Source organism: Streptomyces sp. SAS_281, assembly GCF_052542855.1.
In genome coordinates this window covers 40,854-56,828 of sequence record NZ_JBMNDO010000049.1, presented here as the reverse complement: position 1 = coordinate 56,828, position 15,975 = coordinate 40,854, and the positions used below count along the sequence as shown (strand labels likewise).

17 protein-coding genes and 1 pseudogene are annotated in these 15,975 nt (G+C 71.9%); 1 reads left to right on the top strand and 17 read right to left on the bottom strand.

Going from position 1 to position 15,975, the window contains the following annotated elements; genetic code table 11:
* Positions 1–47: 47 nt before the first annotated feature.
* The 5 genes from ACN6LM_RS20025 to rpsB all read right to left on the bottom strand — a co-directional run bounded on the left by ACN6LM_RS20025 (position 48) and on the right by rpsB (position 4,627).
* Positions 48–1,142 carry a phosphatidate cytidylyltransferase gene (locus ACN6LM_RS20025; protein ID WP_445066746.1) on the bottom strand — a complete coding sequence of 365 codons (1,095 nt, stop codon included), beginning with the start codon at positions 1,140–1,142 and terminating at the stop codon, positions 48–50.
* Positions 1,142–1,699, bottom strand: a complete 558-nt coding sequence (gene frr / locus ACN6LM_RS20020) for a ribosome recycling factor (protein WP_018102371.1) — start codon at positions 1,697–1,699, stop codon at positions 1,142–1,144. Before frr ends, ACN6LM_RS20025 begins: the two co-directional genes overlap by 1 nt.
* A gap of 157 nt (positions 1,700–1,856) precedes the next feature.
* The gene (gene pyrH, locus ACN6LM_RS20015) at positions 1,857–2,633 is read right to left on the bottom strand and encodes a UMP kinase (protein ID WP_445066745.1); all 777 of its coding nucleotides are present in this window, start codon (positions 2,631–2,633) and stop codon (positions 1,857–1,859) included.
* Between the two features lie 157 nt (positions 2,634–2,790).
* On the bottom strand, positions 2,791–3,627 hold the full coding sequence (gene tsf / locus ACN6LM_RS20010; RefSeq protein WP_093705743.1) for a translation elongation factor Ts: 837 nt from the start codon (positions 3,625–3,627) through the stop codon (positions 2,791–2,793).
* Between the two features lie 97 nt (positions 3,628–3,724).
* On the bottom strand, positions 3,725–4,627 hold the full coding sequence (gene rpsB, locus ACN6LM_RS20005) for a 30S ribosomal protein S2 (RefSeq protein WP_445066744.1): 903 nt from the start codon (positions 4,625–4,627) through the stop codon (positions 3,725–3,727).
* Positions 4,628–4,903: 276 nt separating this feature from the next.
* Here rpsB and ACN6LM_RS20000 point away from each other — a divergent pair.
* Positions 4,904–5,527 (top strand): annotated as a pseudogene (locus tag ACN6LM_RS20000) (murein hydrolase activator EnvC family protein); the annotation flags it as partial.
* Between the two features lie 86 nt (positions 5,528–5,613).
* Here ACN6LM_RS20000 and ACN6LM_RS19995 read toward each other — a convergent pair.
* The 12 genes from ACN6LM_RS19995 to lepB (ACN6LM_RS19940) all read right to left on the bottom strand — a co-directional run bounded on the left by ACN6LM_RS19995 (position 5,614) and on the right by lepB (ACN6LM_RS19940) (position 15,947).
* A complete protein-coding gene (locus ACN6LM_RS19995; RefSeq protein ID WP_445066749.1) occupies positions 5,614–6,186 on the bottom strand; it encodes a TetR/AcrR family transcriptional regulator in 573 nt (190 codons plus the stop codon).
* Positions 6,187–6,289: 103 nt separating this feature from the next.
* Positions 6,290–7,126, bottom strand: a complete 837-nt coding sequence (gene whiG / locus ACN6LM_RS19990; protein WP_143625984.1) for an RNA polymerase sigma factor WhiG — start codon at positions 7,124–7,126, stop codon at positions 6,290–6,292.
* Positions 7,127–7,414: 288 nt separating this feature from the next.
* On the bottom strand, positions 7,415–8,674 hold the full coding sequence (dprA, locus tag ACN6LM_RS19985) for a DNA-processing protein DprA (RefSeq protein ID WP_445066743.1): 1,260 nt from the start codon (positions 8,672–8,674) through the stop codon (positions 7,415–7,417).
* Positions 8,671–10,296 carry a YifB family Mg chelatase-like AAA ATPase gene (locus ACN6LM_RS19980; protein ID WP_445066742.1) on the bottom strand — a complete coding sequence of 542 codons (1,626 nt, stop codon included), beginning with the start codon at positions 10,294–10,296 and terminating at the stop codon, positions 8,671–8,673. Before ACN6LM_RS19980 ends, dprA begins: the two co-directional genes overlap by 4 nt.
* On the bottom strand, positions 10,296–10,655 hold the full coding sequence (locus ACN6LM_RS19975) for a YraN family protein (protein ID WP_445066741.1): 360 nt from the start codon (positions 10,653–10,655) through the stop codon (positions 10,296–10,298). The genes ACN6LM_RS19980 and ACN6LM_RS19975 overlap by 1 nt, the downstream gene beginning before the upstream one ends.
* 84 nt (positions 10,656–10,739) lie before the next feature.
* Positions 10,740–11,048: a DUF2469 domain-containing protein gene (locus ACN6LM_RS19970; protein WP_018102380.1), complete on the bottom strand. Its 309-nt coding sequence runs from the start codon at positions 11,046–11,048 to the stop codon at positions 10,740–10,742.
* A 63-nt stretch (positions 11,049–11,111) separates the two neighbouring features.
* On the bottom strand, positions 11,112–11,600 hold the full coding sequence (locus tag ACN6LM_RS19965) for an NUDIX hydrolase (RefSeq protein WP_445066740.1): 489 nt from the start codon (positions 11,598–11,600) through the stop codon (positions 11,112–11,114).
* Entirely contained in the window at positions 11,590–12,339 is a 750-nt protein-coding gene (gene lepB / locus ACN6LM_RS19960) for a signal peptidase I (RefSeq protein ID WP_445066739.1), read from the bottom strand. Before lepB (ACN6LM_RS19960) ends, ACN6LM_RS19965 begins: the two co-directional genes overlap by 11 nt.
* Positions 12,340–12,388: 49 nt before the next feature.
* Positions 12,389–13,306 carry a signal peptidase I gene (lepB, locus tag ACN6LM_RS19955; protein ID WP_445066738.1) on the bottom strand — a complete coding sequence of 306 codons (918 nt, stop codon included), beginning with the start codon at positions 13,304–13,306 and terminating at the stop codon, positions 12,389–12,391.
* The gene (gene lepB, locus ACN6LM_RS19950) at positions 13,303–14,229 is read right to left on the bottom strand and encodes a signal peptidase I (RefSeq protein ID WP_445066748.1); all 927 of its coding nucleotides are present in this window, start codon (positions 14,227–14,229) and stop codon (positions 13,303–13,305) included. The genes lepB (ACN6LM_RS19955) and lepB (ACN6LM_RS19950) overlap by 4 nt, the downstream gene beginning before the upstream one ends.
* Complete coding sequence (gene lepB / locus ACN6LM_RS19945) at positions 14,111–15,172, bottom strand: signal peptidase I (protein ID WP_445066737.1); 1,062 nt, start codon at positions 15,170–15,172, stop codon at positions 14,111–14,113. Before lepB (ACN6LM_RS19945) ends, lepB (ACN6LM_RS19950) begins: the two co-directional genes overlap by 119 nt.
* Positions 15,165–15,947 (bottom strand): signal peptidase I, encoded by a 783-nt coding sequence (gene lepB / locus ACN6LM_RS19940; RefSeq protein ID WP_445066736.1) that lies wholly within the window; start codon positions 15,945–15,947, stop codon positions 15,165–15,167. Before lepB (ACN6LM_RS19940) ends, lepB (ACN6LM_RS19945) begins: the two co-directional genes overlap by 8 nt.
* Positions 15,948–15,975: the final 28 nt, after the last annotated feature.

The following is a 15,975-nucleotide window of genomic DNA, read 5'->3' as shown; positions in this document are numbered from 1 at the left end:
GCCACCGCTCGCGAGCGGTGGCCCCTCAGCCATGTGTGCGGCCGGTCTCAGCCGGAGCCGACGAACAGCACCAGCAGCAGCCAGACCACCGGGGCGGTCGGCAGCAGCGAGTCCAGCCGGTCCATGATCCCGCCGTGGCCGGGCAGCAGCGTGCCCATGTCCTTGATCCCGAGGTCCCGCTTGATCATGGACTCGCCCAGGTCGCCCAGGGTGGCGCTGGCCGCGACCGCGAGGCCCAGCAGCAGCCCCTGCCACCAGGAACCGTCGTCGATCAGGAACTGCATGCACAGCGCACCGGCCACCATGGCGAAGGCGACCGCCCCGAACAGGCCCTCGCGGGTCTTGCCGGGGCTGATGCGCGGAGCCAGCTTGTGCTTGCCGAACCGCCAGCCGACCGCGTAGGCCCCCGTGTCGCTGACCACGGTCAGCAGCAGGAAGGTCAGCACCCGCTGCGGGCCGTCGTCGGCGGTCAGGAGCAGGGCGACGAAGGTGGCCAGGAAGGGCACGTAGAACGCGGCGAAGATGCCCGCCGTGACGTCCCTGAGGTAGTCCTCGGGCGGTTGGGCCATCCGCCACACGAGCACCGCCAGGGCGGTCAGCGCCATGGCGATCCAGGCGCCCTCGGCCCCGCGCGCGTACCCGGCGACGACCATGGCGGCTCCGCCGACCGCGAGCGGTACCAGGGGCGCCTTGATGCCCTTGCGCTCCTCCAGGCGGGAGGTGAGCTCCCAGAGCCCGACCACGACGGCGACAACGATCACGCCGACGAAGACCGCCTTGACGACGAAGAGCGAGACGACGACCAGGGCACCGAGCCCCAGGCCGACCCCTATGGCGGCTCCCAGGTCCCGGCCCGCGCGCTTCTTCTGCGGAGGCGGGGGCGGCGGCGGCGCGGTCGGCATGGGCTCCTGCGGCTTCTCGTCGCGGAACAGGGGGCCGCCGCTCAGGCGTCCGGCCCCCTGGTCCCGGTGATCACGGTCTTCAGCGTCTCTACCTGCGTCGGGAACGTCCGGCACGATGGGCATGGGCCGAGTCTGCTGGGCATCGTGCACATCGTAGGCAGGACCCGCCGCAGCACCCTGCATCTCCGGAGCGACCCGGTGGCCGGCGCCCTGCGGAGCGCCCCAGGAGGAGTCGTTCATCAGACTTCGAGCAGCTCGGCTTCCTTGTGCTTCAGCAGCTCGTCCACCTGCGCGACGTACTTCGCGGTGGTGTCGTCGAGCTCCTTCTCGGCGCGGCGCACCTCGTCCTCGCCGGACTCCTTGTCCTTGACCAGCTTGTCGAGCGCTTCCTTGGCCTTGCGGCGGACGGCCCGGATCGAGATCTTGGAGTCCTCGGCCTTGGTCTTCGCGACCTTGATGTAGTCGCGGCGGCGCTCCTCGGTCAGCTCGGGGAAGTTGACCCGGATGATATTGCCGTCGTTGCTCGGGTTGACGCCGAGGTCCGAATCGCGGATGGCCTGCTCGATGTTGCGCAGCGCGGTCTTGTCGAACGGCGTCACGACGGCCATACGGGGCTCGGGCACCGAGAACGAGGCCAGCTGGTTGATCGGGGTCGGCGCGCCGTAGTAGTCGGCGACGATCTTGTTGAACATCGCCGGGTGCGCACGGCCGGTACGGATCGCTGCGAAGTCTTCTTTCGCGACGACGACGGCCTTCTCCATCTTCTCCTCGGCCTCGAGGAGGGTTTCTTCGATCACCACGTGCTCCTGCGTGTTGTGAACGGGCCCGGCGGGCCCGGCGGGTCCTGCGTCGCGTCCTCACCTGCACGGTGTCCGACCGGCAGGCCGTTGTCGATCTTCCGGGGCGGTCCCGCGCCCCTGTTCCACCGGGCCTCACCGGTGGAAGCGCCCATGGTCAGGCGCGGGTGTCCTGGTCGCTCACGAGCGTGCCGATCTTCTCACCCTTGACGGCGCGGGCGATATTGCCCGCGGTGGTGAGCTCGAAGACGAGGATCGGCAGCTCGTTGTCACGGCAGAGCGTGATGGCGGTGGCGTCGGCGACCTTGAGATCGCGGGCGAGCACCTCGCTGTACTCCAGCGCGTCGAACTTGACCGCGGCGGGGTTGGTCTTCGGGTCGGAGTCGTAGACCCCGTCCACGCCGTTCTTCCCCATGAGCAGGGCCTCGGCGTCGATCTCCAGGGCACGCTGGGCGGCGGTGGTGTCGGTGGAGAAGTACGGCATGCCCATGCCCGCGCCGAAGATCACGACGCGGCCCTTCTCCAGGTGTCGCACGGCGCGCAGCGGGATGTACGGCTCCGCGACCTGACCCATGGTGATGGCGGTCTGGACGCGGGAGTCGATGCCCTCCTTCTCCAGGAAGTCCTGGAGGGCGAGGCAGTTCATCACGGTGCCGAGCATGCCCATGTAGTCGGAGCGCGCCCGGTCCATGCCCCGCTGCTGGAGCTCGGCGCCGCGGAAGAAGTTGCCGCCGCCGATGACGATCGCGATCTCCGCGCCGTCCCGGACGACCGCCGCGATCTCGCGGGCGATGGCGTGCACGACGTCGGGGTCGACACCGAGGCCCCCGCCGCCGGCGAACGCCTCACCGGACAGCTTCAGCATGAAGCGTCCGGGCACCTTGCCGTCCTCGCGCTTGTCGTCGTCTTTGGCGGCGTCCGCGCCCTTGTTCATGGGGATTCTCCTCGTGCACATACGAAGAAGGCCATTGCCGGTGGGTCTGGTGTCCCTCAGCGGCAATGGCCTCCTCGTCAGATCTGCGGTCGTACGGCGGTGTGCGGCCGTCGACTGCACCAGACCCTACCGGGTCCGCCGTTTTTCGCGGACGGACTCAGATGCCGACCTTGATACGCGTGAAGCGCTTCAGGGTGACACCGGCCTCGTCCAGGACCTTCTGGACCGACTTCTTGTTGTCCAGCGCGTACGGCTGGCCGAGGAGGGTGGCCTCCTTGAAGAAGCCGTTGACGCGCCCCTCGACGATCTTCGGGAGGGCGGCCTCGGGCTTGCCCTCGGCGCGGGTGGTCTCCTCGGCGACGCGGCGCTCGGCCTCGACGACCTCGGCCGGGACGTCCTCGCGGGAGAGGTACTTCGGCGCGAAGGCGGCGATGTGCTGGGCGAGGCCCTTGGCCAGGTCGGCGTCGGCCTTGTCCAGCTCGACCATCACACCGATCTGCGGGGGCAGGTCGGGCATGGTGCGGTGCATGTAGACCGAGACGAAGGCACCCTGGAACTGCGCGAAGCGGTCCAGGACGATCTTCTCGCCGAGGTTGGCGTTGGCCTCGTCCACGTACGCCTGGACGGTCTTGCCGGGCTCGATCTCGGAGGCGAGGAGCGCCTCGAGGTCGGCCGGGGACGTCGCGGCGACGTGCGCGGCAAGGGCGTTGGCGACGGCCTGGAACTTGTCGCCCTTGGCGACGAAGTCGGTCTCGCACTTGAGCTCGACGAGGACACCGGAGGTGCTGTCCTCGGAGACGAGGGAGACGACCGCGCCGTTCTCGGCGGAACGGCCCTCGCGCTTCGCGACGCCCTTCTGGCCCTTGATGCGGAGCGCCTCGACGGCGCCGTCGACGTTGCCGTCGGCCTCGTCGAGCGCCTTCTTGCAGTCCATCATGCCGGCGCCGGTGAGCTCGCGGAGCTTCTTGACGTCAGCGGCGGTGTAGTTCGCCATGAGTCTGTGTTCTCTCTCGAAGTCTGAAAGATCTACGGGTGGACGGCGGGGGCGGTGCCAGTGCACCGGCCCCCGCCGTCTTCAGCCGTGACGGGGGTCAGGACTGCTCGGCGTCCGCGGCCGGGGCCTCGGCCTGCTCGGCGGCGATGGCGGCCGGCTCCGCGTCGGCGGCGGCGTCCTTCTCGGTCTCGACGGAGGACTGGACCTCGGCGTCGGCCTTCTTGTCGCCCTCGAGCAGGTCGCGCTCCCACTCGGCGAGGGGCTCGCCGGCGGCCTTCTCGCCCGGCTTCGAGTCGCCGGTCGCGGCGCCGGAGCGGGCGATGAGGCCCTCGGCGACGGCGTCGGCGATCACGCGGGTGAGCAGGGTGACGGAGCGGATCGCGTCGTCGTTGCCCGGAATCTTGTAGTCGACCTCGTCGGGGTCGCAGTTGGTGTCGAGGATCGCGACGACCGGGATGTGGAGCTTGCGCGCCTCACCGACGGCGATGTGCTCCTTCTTGGTGTCGACGACCCAGACGGCGCTCGGCACCTTCTGCATCTCGCGGATACCACCGAGGGTCTTCTCCAGCTTGGCCTTCTCGCGGGAGAGGACCAGGAGCTCCTTCTTGGTGAGGCCGGAGGCGGCCACGTCCTCGAAGTCGATGAGCTCCAGCTCCTTCAGGCGCTGGAGGCGCTTGTAGACGGTGGAGAAGTTGGTGAGCATGCCACCGAGCCAGCGCTGGTTGACGTACGGCATGCCGACGCGCGTCGCCTGCTCGGCGATGGCCTCCTGGGCCTGCTTCTTCGTACCCACGAACATGATGGAGCCGCCGTGCGCGACGGTCTCCTTGACGAACTCGTAGGCGCGGTCGATGTACGACAGCGACTGGAGCAGGTCGATGATGTAGATGCCGTTGCGCTCGGTGAAGATGAAGCGCTTCATCTTCGGGTTCCAGCGACGGGTCTGGTGACCGAAGTGGACGCCGCTTTCCAGCAGCTCCCGCATCGTGACGACGGCCATGGCCGTACTCCTTGGTTTTCTCGGTTGCCGCGGCAGCAGGATTACTGCCGCGCCTGACGCCCCGGCGCGCCGTGCCGCAAGGGACCGAGGGGCGCGGCCACCTCCGCTGAACGGGTGGTGGCGGGGCGTGCGAAGTCGACCCGGTGACCCGGGTCGCCAGAAGAAGTGTACGGGACCGTCCGGGTCCCGGGTGACGGCGCTGTCCACAACCGGCCGGTAGTCCACAGATGCGGCTCGTGATCGCCACGCGGGCGGGGGCCGGGGGACGGTGGTGCCATGCGAATCACAAGCGAACGGGTGCGGTGGTGGGCGCCCTGGGCCGTGGCGCTCGCCGCGTTGGCGGCGTGGTGCGGGTGCCCCGGCACGGCCGTCGCGGCCAGGGCCTTCCCGCCGGGGCAGGCCGGAGCCCGCGAACCCGGCCTGACCCAGAGGGAGGGCCCTGGCGTCGGGGAGCGGTTCTGGCCGCTGGCGGGGCGGCCTTCGATGGTACGGGGCTGGGAGCCGCCCGCCGGACCGTACGGGCCGGGACACCGGGGCGTGGACCTGGCCGCCGCTCCGGGCACGGAGGTGCTGGCCGCCGCCGCGGGCCGGGTCTCGTTCGCCGGGGCGGTCGCCGGTCGCGGGGTGGTCGCCGTCGAACTCGCGGGGACGGGTGACCCACCGCTGCGGACGACGTACGAGCCGGTGCGCCCGCTGGTCGCGGAGGGCGACGAGGTCGCGGCTGGGCAGGTGGTGGCCGTGCTGGAGGCGGGGCCGTCCCACTGCGCGGCGGGCTGCCTGCACTGGGGGCTGCGCCGGGCCGGCACCTACCTGGACCCGTTGTCGCTGCTGCCCCCGTCACTGCTGCGGCGCGGTCCGTCGCGCCTGCTGCCGGTGTACGGCGTGCCGCTGCCGGAGGCCCCGAATACAGCGGTGGCCCCGGTCGCGAGCGGGGGTACCGCGCCTGGCCTGCTGGTGGTGCTCGCCGTGCCGTGGTGGAGCCGGGGTCAGTCGCGGGCGCCGGCGCCCCGGACGCCGTCGAGGATCATGGCGACGGCGGTGTCGGCGATGACGCCGGGCTCCTCCGCCACGGTCAGCTCGATGCGCCGGACTGCCGCGTCCACGGAGCCCTGCAGCAGCATGGCCGCGAGACGGGGCTCCGCGTGGCCGAGGTCGCCGAGCGCCTCCACGATCATGGCAATCAGCCCGCCGTGCGCGGCCCGGATCTTCTCGCGGGCGCCCGCGTCCAGTTCGCTGGCGGAGATCGCGACCACGGCCCGGTGGCGCCGGTCACCGACCAGGTCGAGCTGGCGCCGCACGTACGCCTCGATCTTCTCCTCGGGCGTCTCCGCCCGCTCCATCGCGCTCTCCACCTCGGCCGCCCAGACGGGGAAGTCGACGGCGCAGAGCTCTTCCACGACGGCGGCGCGGGAGCGGAAGTACTCGTAGACGGAGGACCGGGCGAGGCCCGTGCGTTCGGCGAGGGCGGGGAAGGTCAGCGCTTCCGTGCCCCCTTCGGACAAGAGGGAGCGCGCTGCGTCCAGGAGGGCGCCGCGCTGCATGGTCCGGTGCTCGGCCACGGAGGCCGCTCGAATCCTGGGCACGGCTCCACTCTACGGCGACCGCCACACAGAGGTACGCGTGCGGGCCGAAGTGACCGGACCGGGCGCCCGGCGGGACGGCTCAGCGCCCGGCGTCCGCCAGCTTCGCGCGGAGCTGGAGCACCGATTTGGTGTGGATCTGGCTGACCCGGCTCTCGGTGACTCCGAGGACGTTGCCGATCTCGGCAAGGGTCAGACCCTCGTAGTAGTAGAGCGTGACGACCGTCTTCTCGCGGTCCGGGAGGGTGTTGATCGCCCGGGCCAGCAGCCGTCTGAGCTCCCGGTCCTCCGCCACCTCCACCGGGTCGTCGGCGGCGGTGTCCTCCAGCGTGTCCATCAGGCTCAGCCGGTCGCCGCCCTCGCCGCCGACATGCAGCAGCTCCTCCAGCGCCACCACGTTGGCCAGGGACAACTGGCTGAAGACGGCGTGCAGGTCGTCCAGCGTGACGCCCATCTCCGCCGCGACCTCCGCCTCGGACGGGGTGCGGCGCAGCTGCGCCTCCAGCGTCGCGTAGGCGCGTTCGACGGCGCGGGCCTTCTGCCGCACCGAGCGCGGGATCCAGTCCAGCGCCCGGAGTTCGTCGATCATCGCGCCCCGGATGCGGGTGATCGCGTACGTCTCGAACTTGATGGCCCGTTCGATGTCGAACTTCTCGATCGCGTCGATCAGCCCGAACACCCCGGACGAGACGAAGTCGGCCTGCTCGACGTTGGACGGCAGGCCCACGCTCACCCGGCCGGCGACGTACTTGACCAGGGGCGAGTAGTGCAGGATCAGCTGCTCCCGCAGCCGCCCGTCGCCGGTCGTCTTGTACGAGCGCCACAACTCGTCGAGCGAGGACGGGGCGGGAGGGCGCACAGTGCCACGCGCAGCCGGTGGTACTGCCGCGCGGTCAGACCCGGAGGTGTGCTGGGGCATGTGGTGCCTTGAGCCGTTCTGCCGTGAAGTACTGGGACGTGTCTCTGGGGCGGAATCCTTGTGAGCGTAGCGTGACCGAGCTGTCGCGGTGCGCGCAGGATAGAGGATGGCGACCGGGCGCCCCCGGGCCTGCGGGCATGACGCGCGAACCGGCGGCGGACATGCCGGCCCGCCGGAGTGCGGACACGTCGGGCGCCCGGGGCCGTCGCCGCAGGCACCGGCCCCGGAGCCACCGTCGCAACGTCCGCCGAGGTCATCGCAATCACCTTTTCACCCGAATGCCCCAGGTCAAGAACCGCCTCGCCGCGCGTCGTCCCGGCAAGTCGCCCTCCGCGTCAACCTCCAGCCCTCGCCCTCACGTTCGACGTATCCCAGTGAGTGCAGTTCGTACAGTTTGCCGAGGGCCTCGTCGGTGCTGGTCCCGGCGCCCCGCGCCACCTCCCGGACATCGACGGCGGCGCGCGCCGGAAGCGCCTCCAGCACCCGCCCGGCGACGGTGTCGAGCAGGTCCCGGGCCAGCACCGGACCGCTCCTGGACGGCGCCAGGTCCCCGATGTCGCCCACCAGCTCGGCCACTTCGGCGGCGTCCGTCACCAGCACGCCCTCCCCGCGCAGGAGTTCGTGGACACCGGCCGACAGACCGCTGGTCGCCGGGCCCGGAACCCCCATGGTGAAGCGCCCCAGCCGCTGCGCGACCCGTGCCGTCACCAGCGAACCGCTGCGGTACTCCGCCTCCACGACCACCGTCCCCCGCGTCAACGCGGCGATCACCCTGTTCCGCAGGACGAACCGGCTCCGCGTCGGGTGCTCGGACGGCGGCAGCTCACCGATGACGAGCCCCTGCCCGGCCACCCGCGCGATCAGCTCGGCGTGCCCCGGCGGATAGGCCACGTCCACCCCGCAGGCCAGCACCGCGATCGTCGCCCCGCCCGCCGCCAGCGCACCCCGGTGCGCCGCGCCGTCCACCCCGAAGGCGGCGCCCGAGACCACCACCCAGCCGCGCTCCGCGAGCCCCGCGCCCAGCGTCGCCGCCATGTGCGCCCCGTACGGGGTGCACGCGCGGGCGCCGACCAGGGCGACCGAGCGCAGCGCCCAGAGCCGCAGATCGGGCCCGCCCCGCACCCACAGCCCGGTCGGCCGCGCGTCGCCCAGGTCGTCCAACTGCGTCGGCCACTCGCGGTCGCCGGGGCAGACGAAGCGCCCGCCGGCCGCCGCGACGGCGGCCAGGTCCCGCTCCGGGTCGGCCCGGGCGGCCCGGAGCCGGTAGCCCGCGAGCCGCCGCGCCGTCATACCGCGCAGCCGCTCGGCCTCCCCGGCCGGGTCCGTGATGCGCCGCCACAGTCCTGCCGCGCCGCACTCCCGCAGCCACCGTCCGCCCCGCTCGTCGCCCGGCTCCAGCACCCGGGTCAGGGCCGCCCGCGCCAGCCGCTCCGGCGCGTCCGCACCCCCCGCCGCCCCGGTGCCGTACGCGCCCCCGGCCGCCTCCGGACCCATGCCTCCCGCCGCCCCCGCGCCGCACGCGAGCCCGGCTCCCCCGTGGCCCGTCATGGCGCGCCCGCCCCCAGCGGCACCCCGCGCGGGATGCCGCTGCGCAGCTCCAGGGCGGCCGCCACGTCCGACGCGTCGGGGCGGGCCGCGCCGCGCAGGTCCGCGACCGTCCACGCCACCCGCAGCACCCGGTCCAGGCCCCGGGCCGTGAGCAGCCCGCGCTCCATGTCCCGCTCGGCCGCCATCAGCGCGCCCGGGGCCGCGGCCAGCCGGGTCCGCAGCTCGTGGCCGGGCACCTCGCTGTTGGTCGTCCAGGGCGTGCCGGCCAGCCGCTCGGCCGCCCGGTCCCGGGCCTCCCGCACCCGGGCGGCGACGGTCGCCGTGGACTCGCCCCGGCCGCCCCGGCCCATCAGGTCCTCCCGCGTGACCGGGGCGACGGTCACCCGGAGGTCCACCCGGTCGAGCAGCGGCCCGGAGAGCCTGGCCTGATAGCGCCGCACCGCCGACGGCGGGCAGTCGCAGCCGGCACCGCTCAGGGTGTGCCGCCCGCAGGGGCACGGGTTGGCTGCGAGCACCATCAGGAACCGGGCCGGCAGCCGCACCACCCCCGCGCTGCGGGCCACCACGACGTGCCCGGACTCCAGGGGCTGGCGCAGCGCGTCCAGTGTCTTCACGGAGAACTCCGGCGCCTCGTCCAGGAAGAGGATTCCGCGATGGGCGAGCGAGACCGCTCCCGGCCTGGGCAGTCCGTTGCCCCCGCCGACCAGTGACTGCATGGTCGCCGAGTGGTGCGGCGCGCAGTACGGGGCCCGGGCGATCAGGGGCTCGCCCGGTGGCAGGATGCCGGCCACCGAGTGGACGGCGGTCACTTCGAGGGATTCCTGCCGGGTGAGCGGCGGCAGGATCGCGGGCATGCGCTCGGCCAGCATGGTCTTGCCTGCTCCCGGTGGGCCGGTCAGCAGCAGGTGGTGGCCGCCGGCCGCGGCGACCTCCAGGGCCTTGCGCGGCCGCTCCTGCCCCGCCACGTCCGCCAGGTCGGGCCGGGCGCCGTCCCCCGCCGCCGGGCCCCGGGCGAGGCCGGTGCCCAGTCCGGCACCGGGCACCATCAGCCCGGCGAGCATCGGATCGGGGCGCCCATCGTCGTCGGAGCGCTCTTCGTCCGGCACCGGTTCGTCGCACAGCACCGCGATCAACTGCCGCAGGCTGCGCACCCCGAGAACGGAGACGCCGGGCACGAGGGCCGCCTCGCCCGCGGTCTGTTCCGGGACGACCACCTGGCGGTAGCCGGCGTCGGCCGCCGCCAGGACCGCGGGCAGCACCCCCCGGACCGGACGCACCCGGCCGTCGAGCCCCAGCTCCCCGATCATCACCACGTCGGCGATCGACTCGGGGTCGATCCGCTCCGCCGCGCCCAGGACCGCGCATGCCACGGCCAGGTCGAAGCCCGAGCCGCCCTTGGGCACCGAGGCCGGCGACAGCCCCACGGTGAGCTTCTTCTGCGGCCACTCCGCCCCGGAATTGACCACGGCCGCCCTGACCCGGTCCCGGCTCTCCACCAGGCTCTTGTCGGGCAGCCCCACCAGCGTGAACGCCGCCACACCGGCCTCCAGGTCCGCCTGGACCTCCACCACCACGCCCTCGACGCCGACCAGGGCGACCGAGCAGGCACGTGCGAACCCCATCAGGCCACCCCCCGCGCGTGCTCGGCCAGGGGCGCGCCGCGCTCGGGCAGGACCACCCCGACCAGGTCGATGCGCACCCCGCCCGGCGGCGGGCCGCCGTGCCGCTCCAGCCAGAGCGCGGCCAGCCGGCGCAGCCGCTCCGCCTTGACCGGGGTGACCGCGGCCATCGGGTGCTCGTACGCACCCGATCTGCGGGTCTTCACCTCGCAGATGACGAGCGCGTCCCCGTCCATCGCGACGATGTCGATCTCACCGGCGCGACAGCGCCAGTTCCGTTCCAGTACGGACATGCCGGCGTCGGCCAGCAGCCGCGCCGCCAGGTCCTCGCCGTACCGCCCGAGAGCCCCCCGTGCGTTCATATCGGCACCACCTCCGGCACCGACTCTGACGCGTCCGCCCTACTTCAGTGGATCTTGGTGGACAAGCGGGCGATTGTGGATAACTCAGCCACTCGGAAGTTCGAGATCGCTCTTGTTGAGCTCTTCGATGTTGACATCCTTGAACGTCAGTACCCGTACCTGCTTCACGAACCGGGCGGGCCGGTACATGTCCCAGACCCAGGCGTCCGCCATGGACACCTCGAAGAACACCTCGCCCTGGACCGAGTGCACCTGCATCTCGTAGTCGTTGGTGAGGTAGAAGCGCCGTTCGGTCTCGATCACGAATTTGAACAGACCGACGACATCGCGGTACTCCCGGTAGAGCTTCAGCTCCATCTCGGTCTCGTACTTCTCGAGGTCCTCGGCGCTCATTGGCATGTTCCCCTTCAGCCGTGCGTTTCCCCATTGTGCGCCGGACTCCGGCGCCCCGGCCGCTCAGCCGCTTCCGGGGGCCAGGTCCACCGGCGTACGCGGAGGACCCTCGTCGAGCAGCCTCCGGAGCAGGTCGGCGAGCCCGGTGGGGTACACCGTCTCACGCGCCGCCGACAGTTCGGCGTAGGTCCACCACCTCAGCCCCGCGACACTGCGGCGTTCCAGCCACGTGTGGCCGCTGGTGTCCGTGGCGGTCTGTGCGGTACGGGCCAGGAAATACCACTCGTCCTGGTCCCACAGCCGGCCGTCGAAGGTGAAGGAGCACCGGCGCCGCCAGATCACCGGGCCCAGTTCGGCGTCGGTGATCCCGGTCTCCTCGGCCAGCTCGCGCAGCGCGGCCCGCTCGTGCGTCTCGTCGCCCTCCAGGCCGCCGCCCGGGGTGAACCACCAGGTGCGGGCCGGGTCCTCCGGTTCGAAGCCGTGCATCAGCAGGATCCGGTCGTCCGGATCGAGGAGCACCAGGCGGGCGACCCTGCGCACCTCAGCGGACATGCGCGGCCGCCTCGGGCTCCGCACTCCGCTTCGGCCGGGCGGCACGGGCCGCGAGCGGACCGTACGCCGCCCCGCCCAGGATGAGCACGACGCCCACCGCCATGGCGGTCAGCTGGATCCCCAGCGGCCCGGCCGACGAGATGCCGCCCGGCAGCGCGGCGAACGCCTCGGGCCGGTCGATCATGGAGCCCAGCGGCCAGGCGACGGCGTCGACCCTGGACTCCACGGCGGACCGGGGCACCGAGCCGTGCATGGCGTCCTCCAGGTGGACCCGGGAGTCCAGCGAGACCGTGCGGTCGTCGCCCAGCAGGAAGAGCTGCCCCTTGGGGACCTCGGCGGTGAAGTCCTGGGCCGAGGCGCTGCCGGGCGACCGCAGATACGGTTCGTCGATGGGTATGCCGTTGACCGTGAGGCGGCCGTCCTCGCCGCAGCAGGCGACCTTGTCGCCGCCGACCCCGACGACCCGCTTCACCATGGGGGTGTTGCCCCACTCCGGGTCGTTGAACACCACGACGTCACCGCGCCGGACCTCGCTGCCGTCCACGCGCTGCGCGAGGACCTTGTCGCCCGCCTCGACCGTCGGGGTCATCGACCCGGTGGGCACCGTGTACGGCTGGTAGACGAGCGCGCCCCAGACGAAGCCGCCGAGGAAGAGCAGGCAGCCGAGGGCCACCGCCGCCCCGGAGAGCCTGCTGCCGAGCCGGCCGCGGCCGTCGTCCGTACGACCTGTTGCACCCATACCGGCATCCCCCATCGGAGATCGACAATCGCTGATCCGCGTCGGCACCCTACCCGGCAGTACGCCCGGCGGTCAGCCTCCGCCTGCGCCGCAGCACGAGCGGCAGCGCGCCCGCGACCCCCAGGGCGCCCGGTGCGGCGCCGGCCGCGGCGCTGATCCCGGGCTGGTCGAAGGTGTCCGGGACGGACAGCACGGACCAGCGGTTCACGGGCCACGCGACGACCACGGCCCGGCCCACGACCTGGCTCACCGGCACGAAGCCCTTGTTCACGTCGTCGGTGTGGTAGCGGGAGTCCGCCGAGTCCTGGCGGTGGTCGCCCATCACCCAGATCTTGCCGTCCGGCACCTTGAACGGCCCGAAGGGCATGTCGTCGCAGGCGCTGTTGCCGGGGAAGACGTAGGGCTCGGTGAGCGCCTTGCCGTTGACCTCGACCGGGCCGCCCTTCTTGCACTCCACGGTGTCACCGGCGACCGCGATCGTCCGCTTGATCAGGTCCTTCTCCTCGGCGGACGGCATCAGCCCGACGAAGCTCAGGAACTTCTGAGCGGCGTTGGGCCTGGGGGTCGGCTCGTCCCTCAGCCAGCCGTCCGGGTCGTGGAAGACGACGACCTCGCCGCGCTCCGGCTCCGACCCGAACCACGGCGTCAGCTTGTCCACCAGGACCCGGTCGCCCCGCTGCAACGTGTTCTGCATCGAGTCCGACGGAATCGAGAACGCCTGCACCAGAAACGTCTTGATGAACAGTGCCAGGACCAGCGCGATGCCGATGAGGAGCGGCAGCTCCTTCCAGAACGGGCGATTGCTCTTCTTCTTGCCGGCGGTGCCGTCGGTTCCGCTGTCCGCGCCGGCCTCCGGCTCAGAGGCGGAAGGCTCGACGCCGGAAGGGTCGATGTCGGAAGGCGCGACGCCGGAAGGTTCCGCGGACCGCTCCTGCCCGGACCGTGCTCCGTCTGCCAGGTCGCTCACGCGTCGTTCCTCACTGTGCCGGCGGTCGTGGTTCGGCGCCGCCTGCGCCAGAGCACCAGGGGCACCGCACCCGCGAGACCGATCACTCCGGGGGCCGCCGCGGCGGCGGCGTTGATGCCGGGCTGGTCGAAGGTCTTCGGGACCGGGAGGGTCGCCCAGCGGCTGACCGGCCACGCGATCACGATGGCCCGGCCGACCACCTCGTCGTTGGAGACGGTGCCGCCGCCCGGCAGGTTCTGGTGGTAGCGCGAGTCCAGGGAGTTCTGCCGGTGGTCGCCCATGACCCAGATCCGGCCCTTGGGCACCTTGATCGGCCCGAACGGCTCGTCGTCGCAGGCGCTGTTGCCCTCGAAGATGAAGGACTTGTCGTCCAGCGCCTTGCCGTTGACCTGGACCGGGCCGCCCTTCTTGCACTCCACGGTGTCACCGCCGACCGCGATGACCCGCTTGATCAGGTCCTTCTCCTCGGCCGAGGGCATCAGACCGATGAAGCTGAGGAACTTCTGCACCGCGTTCGGCTCGGGGGCCTGGCTGTCCTCCAGCCAGCCGCCCGGGTCGTGGAAGACGACGACCTCGCCGCGCTCCGGCTCCGACCCGAACCACGGCGTCAGCTTGTCCACCAGGACCCGGTCGCCCCGCTGCAACGTGTTCTGCATCGAGTCCGACGGAATCGAGAACGCCTGCACCAGAAACGTCTTGATCAGCAGCGCCAAAACCAGGGCGACGCCGATGAGGAGCGGCAGCTCCTTCCAGAACGGGCGGGGATTCTTCTTCCGGGCCGTGCTGCCCCCGGACGTGCCGCCGTCACCTTCCGTACCGCTCACCGTCGTCCCGTCCTCCGCCGCACCGGCGGACTCGGAATACGCCGAACGGCCCGGCCGGTCCTCGGGTTCGTCGTGTCCGGATCGTGCGCCGACCGCCAAATCCCCCACATCCACTCCTTACTCCGTGCCACCGCCCGCGTCCTAGCCGACGCAGGCCCACCACTCCCATAACGAGCGGGAGTTCCGCAGGGGTCGGGAGCCGGATCGATCCGCCTGGATCACTGGACACACTATTCGACGGCCCCGAGGCGCCCCCCGTACCGGCGCGCGCGTCCGGGACCGAGGCGAACGCCGAGCGCTCCTCGAGACCGGTCCAGTGCCCGAAGGGCCAGACGATCCATTTCGCCCGTCCCACGACCGCGTCCTCTGAGATCGTGCCGTTCGCCGTCTTGTCCATGTGGAAGCGCGAATCGGCGGAATTGGAGCGGTGGTCCCCCATGACGAAGAGGCGGCCCTCAGGAACCTTTACCTCGAATTTGATGGTGGAGGGTGAATCCCCGGGATAGACGTACGGTTCCTCGACCGCCACGCCGTTGACGAGGAGCCTTCCGTCCGACGCGCAGCACTTCACGGTGTCGCCGCCGACGGCCACGACCCGCTTGATCAGGTCCTGCTCGTCGTCCGACGGCAGCAGCCCGACGAAGGTGAGCACCTGCTTCACCTGCTTCACGACGACGGGTGACTCCCCGGAGCTCTCCGGGTTCGGCGGCGGCCAGTCCGACGGGTTCCGGAAGACCACGACGTCGCCGCGCTGCGGCTTCGAGCCGAACCAGGGCGTCAGCTTGTCCACGAGCACCCGGTCACCGATCCGGATGGTCTGCTCCATCGACCCGGACGGGATCACGAACGCCTGCACGAGGAAGGTCTTGAGGACGAGCGCGATCAGCAGCGCCACCGTGATCAGCAGCGGGATCTCCCGTACGGCCGATCCGCGCCGCTTGCGCTTCACCTTGCGGGCGAGCTTGCGCCGCTCCGCCCGGGTGGGCAGCGAGCGCGGCCCTTCGTCCGCGGCAGGGGCGCCGTGGCGCCCGTGGCTACCCATGGGACGGGCCGGGCGCCGGTACGGAGTCGAAGGCGGCGGTCCCCGGCAGCGAGCCCACCCGGCCGAGCGGCCAGCCGAACCAGTCGACCCGCCCGATCACCCGCTCCACCGGCACCATGCCGCCGCCCGGCTCCCCCAGGTGGTCGCGGGAGTCCCGGGACCGGGCGCGGTGGTCGCCCATCATCCACAGGGTGCCCTCCGGCACCACGATGTCGAAGGGCACCTTGGAGGGCGCGTCCCCGGGGAAGAGGTAGTCCTCGTCCAGCGGCCGGCCGTTCACCTCGATCCGGCCCCGGACGTCGCAGCAGACCACCCGGTCGCCCCCCACGCCCACCACCCGCTTCACGAAGTCGGTCTCGGCGGGCTCGGCGAGCCCGAGCGACGCGGCGGCCCCGTGCAGCAGCGCGGTGACGGGGTTCTGCTCCGCCCCCTCGCGTACGAACGAGCCGGTGCCGTCGAAGACCACCACGTCGCCGCGGCGCGGGACGGCACCGAAGCGGTACGCGAGTTTGTTCACGAGCACCCGGTCGCCCACCCGGAGCGTCTGCTCCATCGAACCGCTGGGGATCAGGAAGGGCTGCACCACGAAGGTGCTGAAGAGAAGCACGAAGACCGCGCAGACGGCGCCGAGCCCGAGCGTCCCCCGCCAGGACAGCCGCCACGCCCCGAGTCGGGCGAGCCAGCCGCGGACACGCGAAGAGCGCGACCCCTCCCCCGGACCCGGATCGGGTGCGGAGGAGAGATCGCGCTCCTGGAGTTCTGCTTGCGTGTCCATCGGGGCCAGAGCTTAACCGGACACCCTG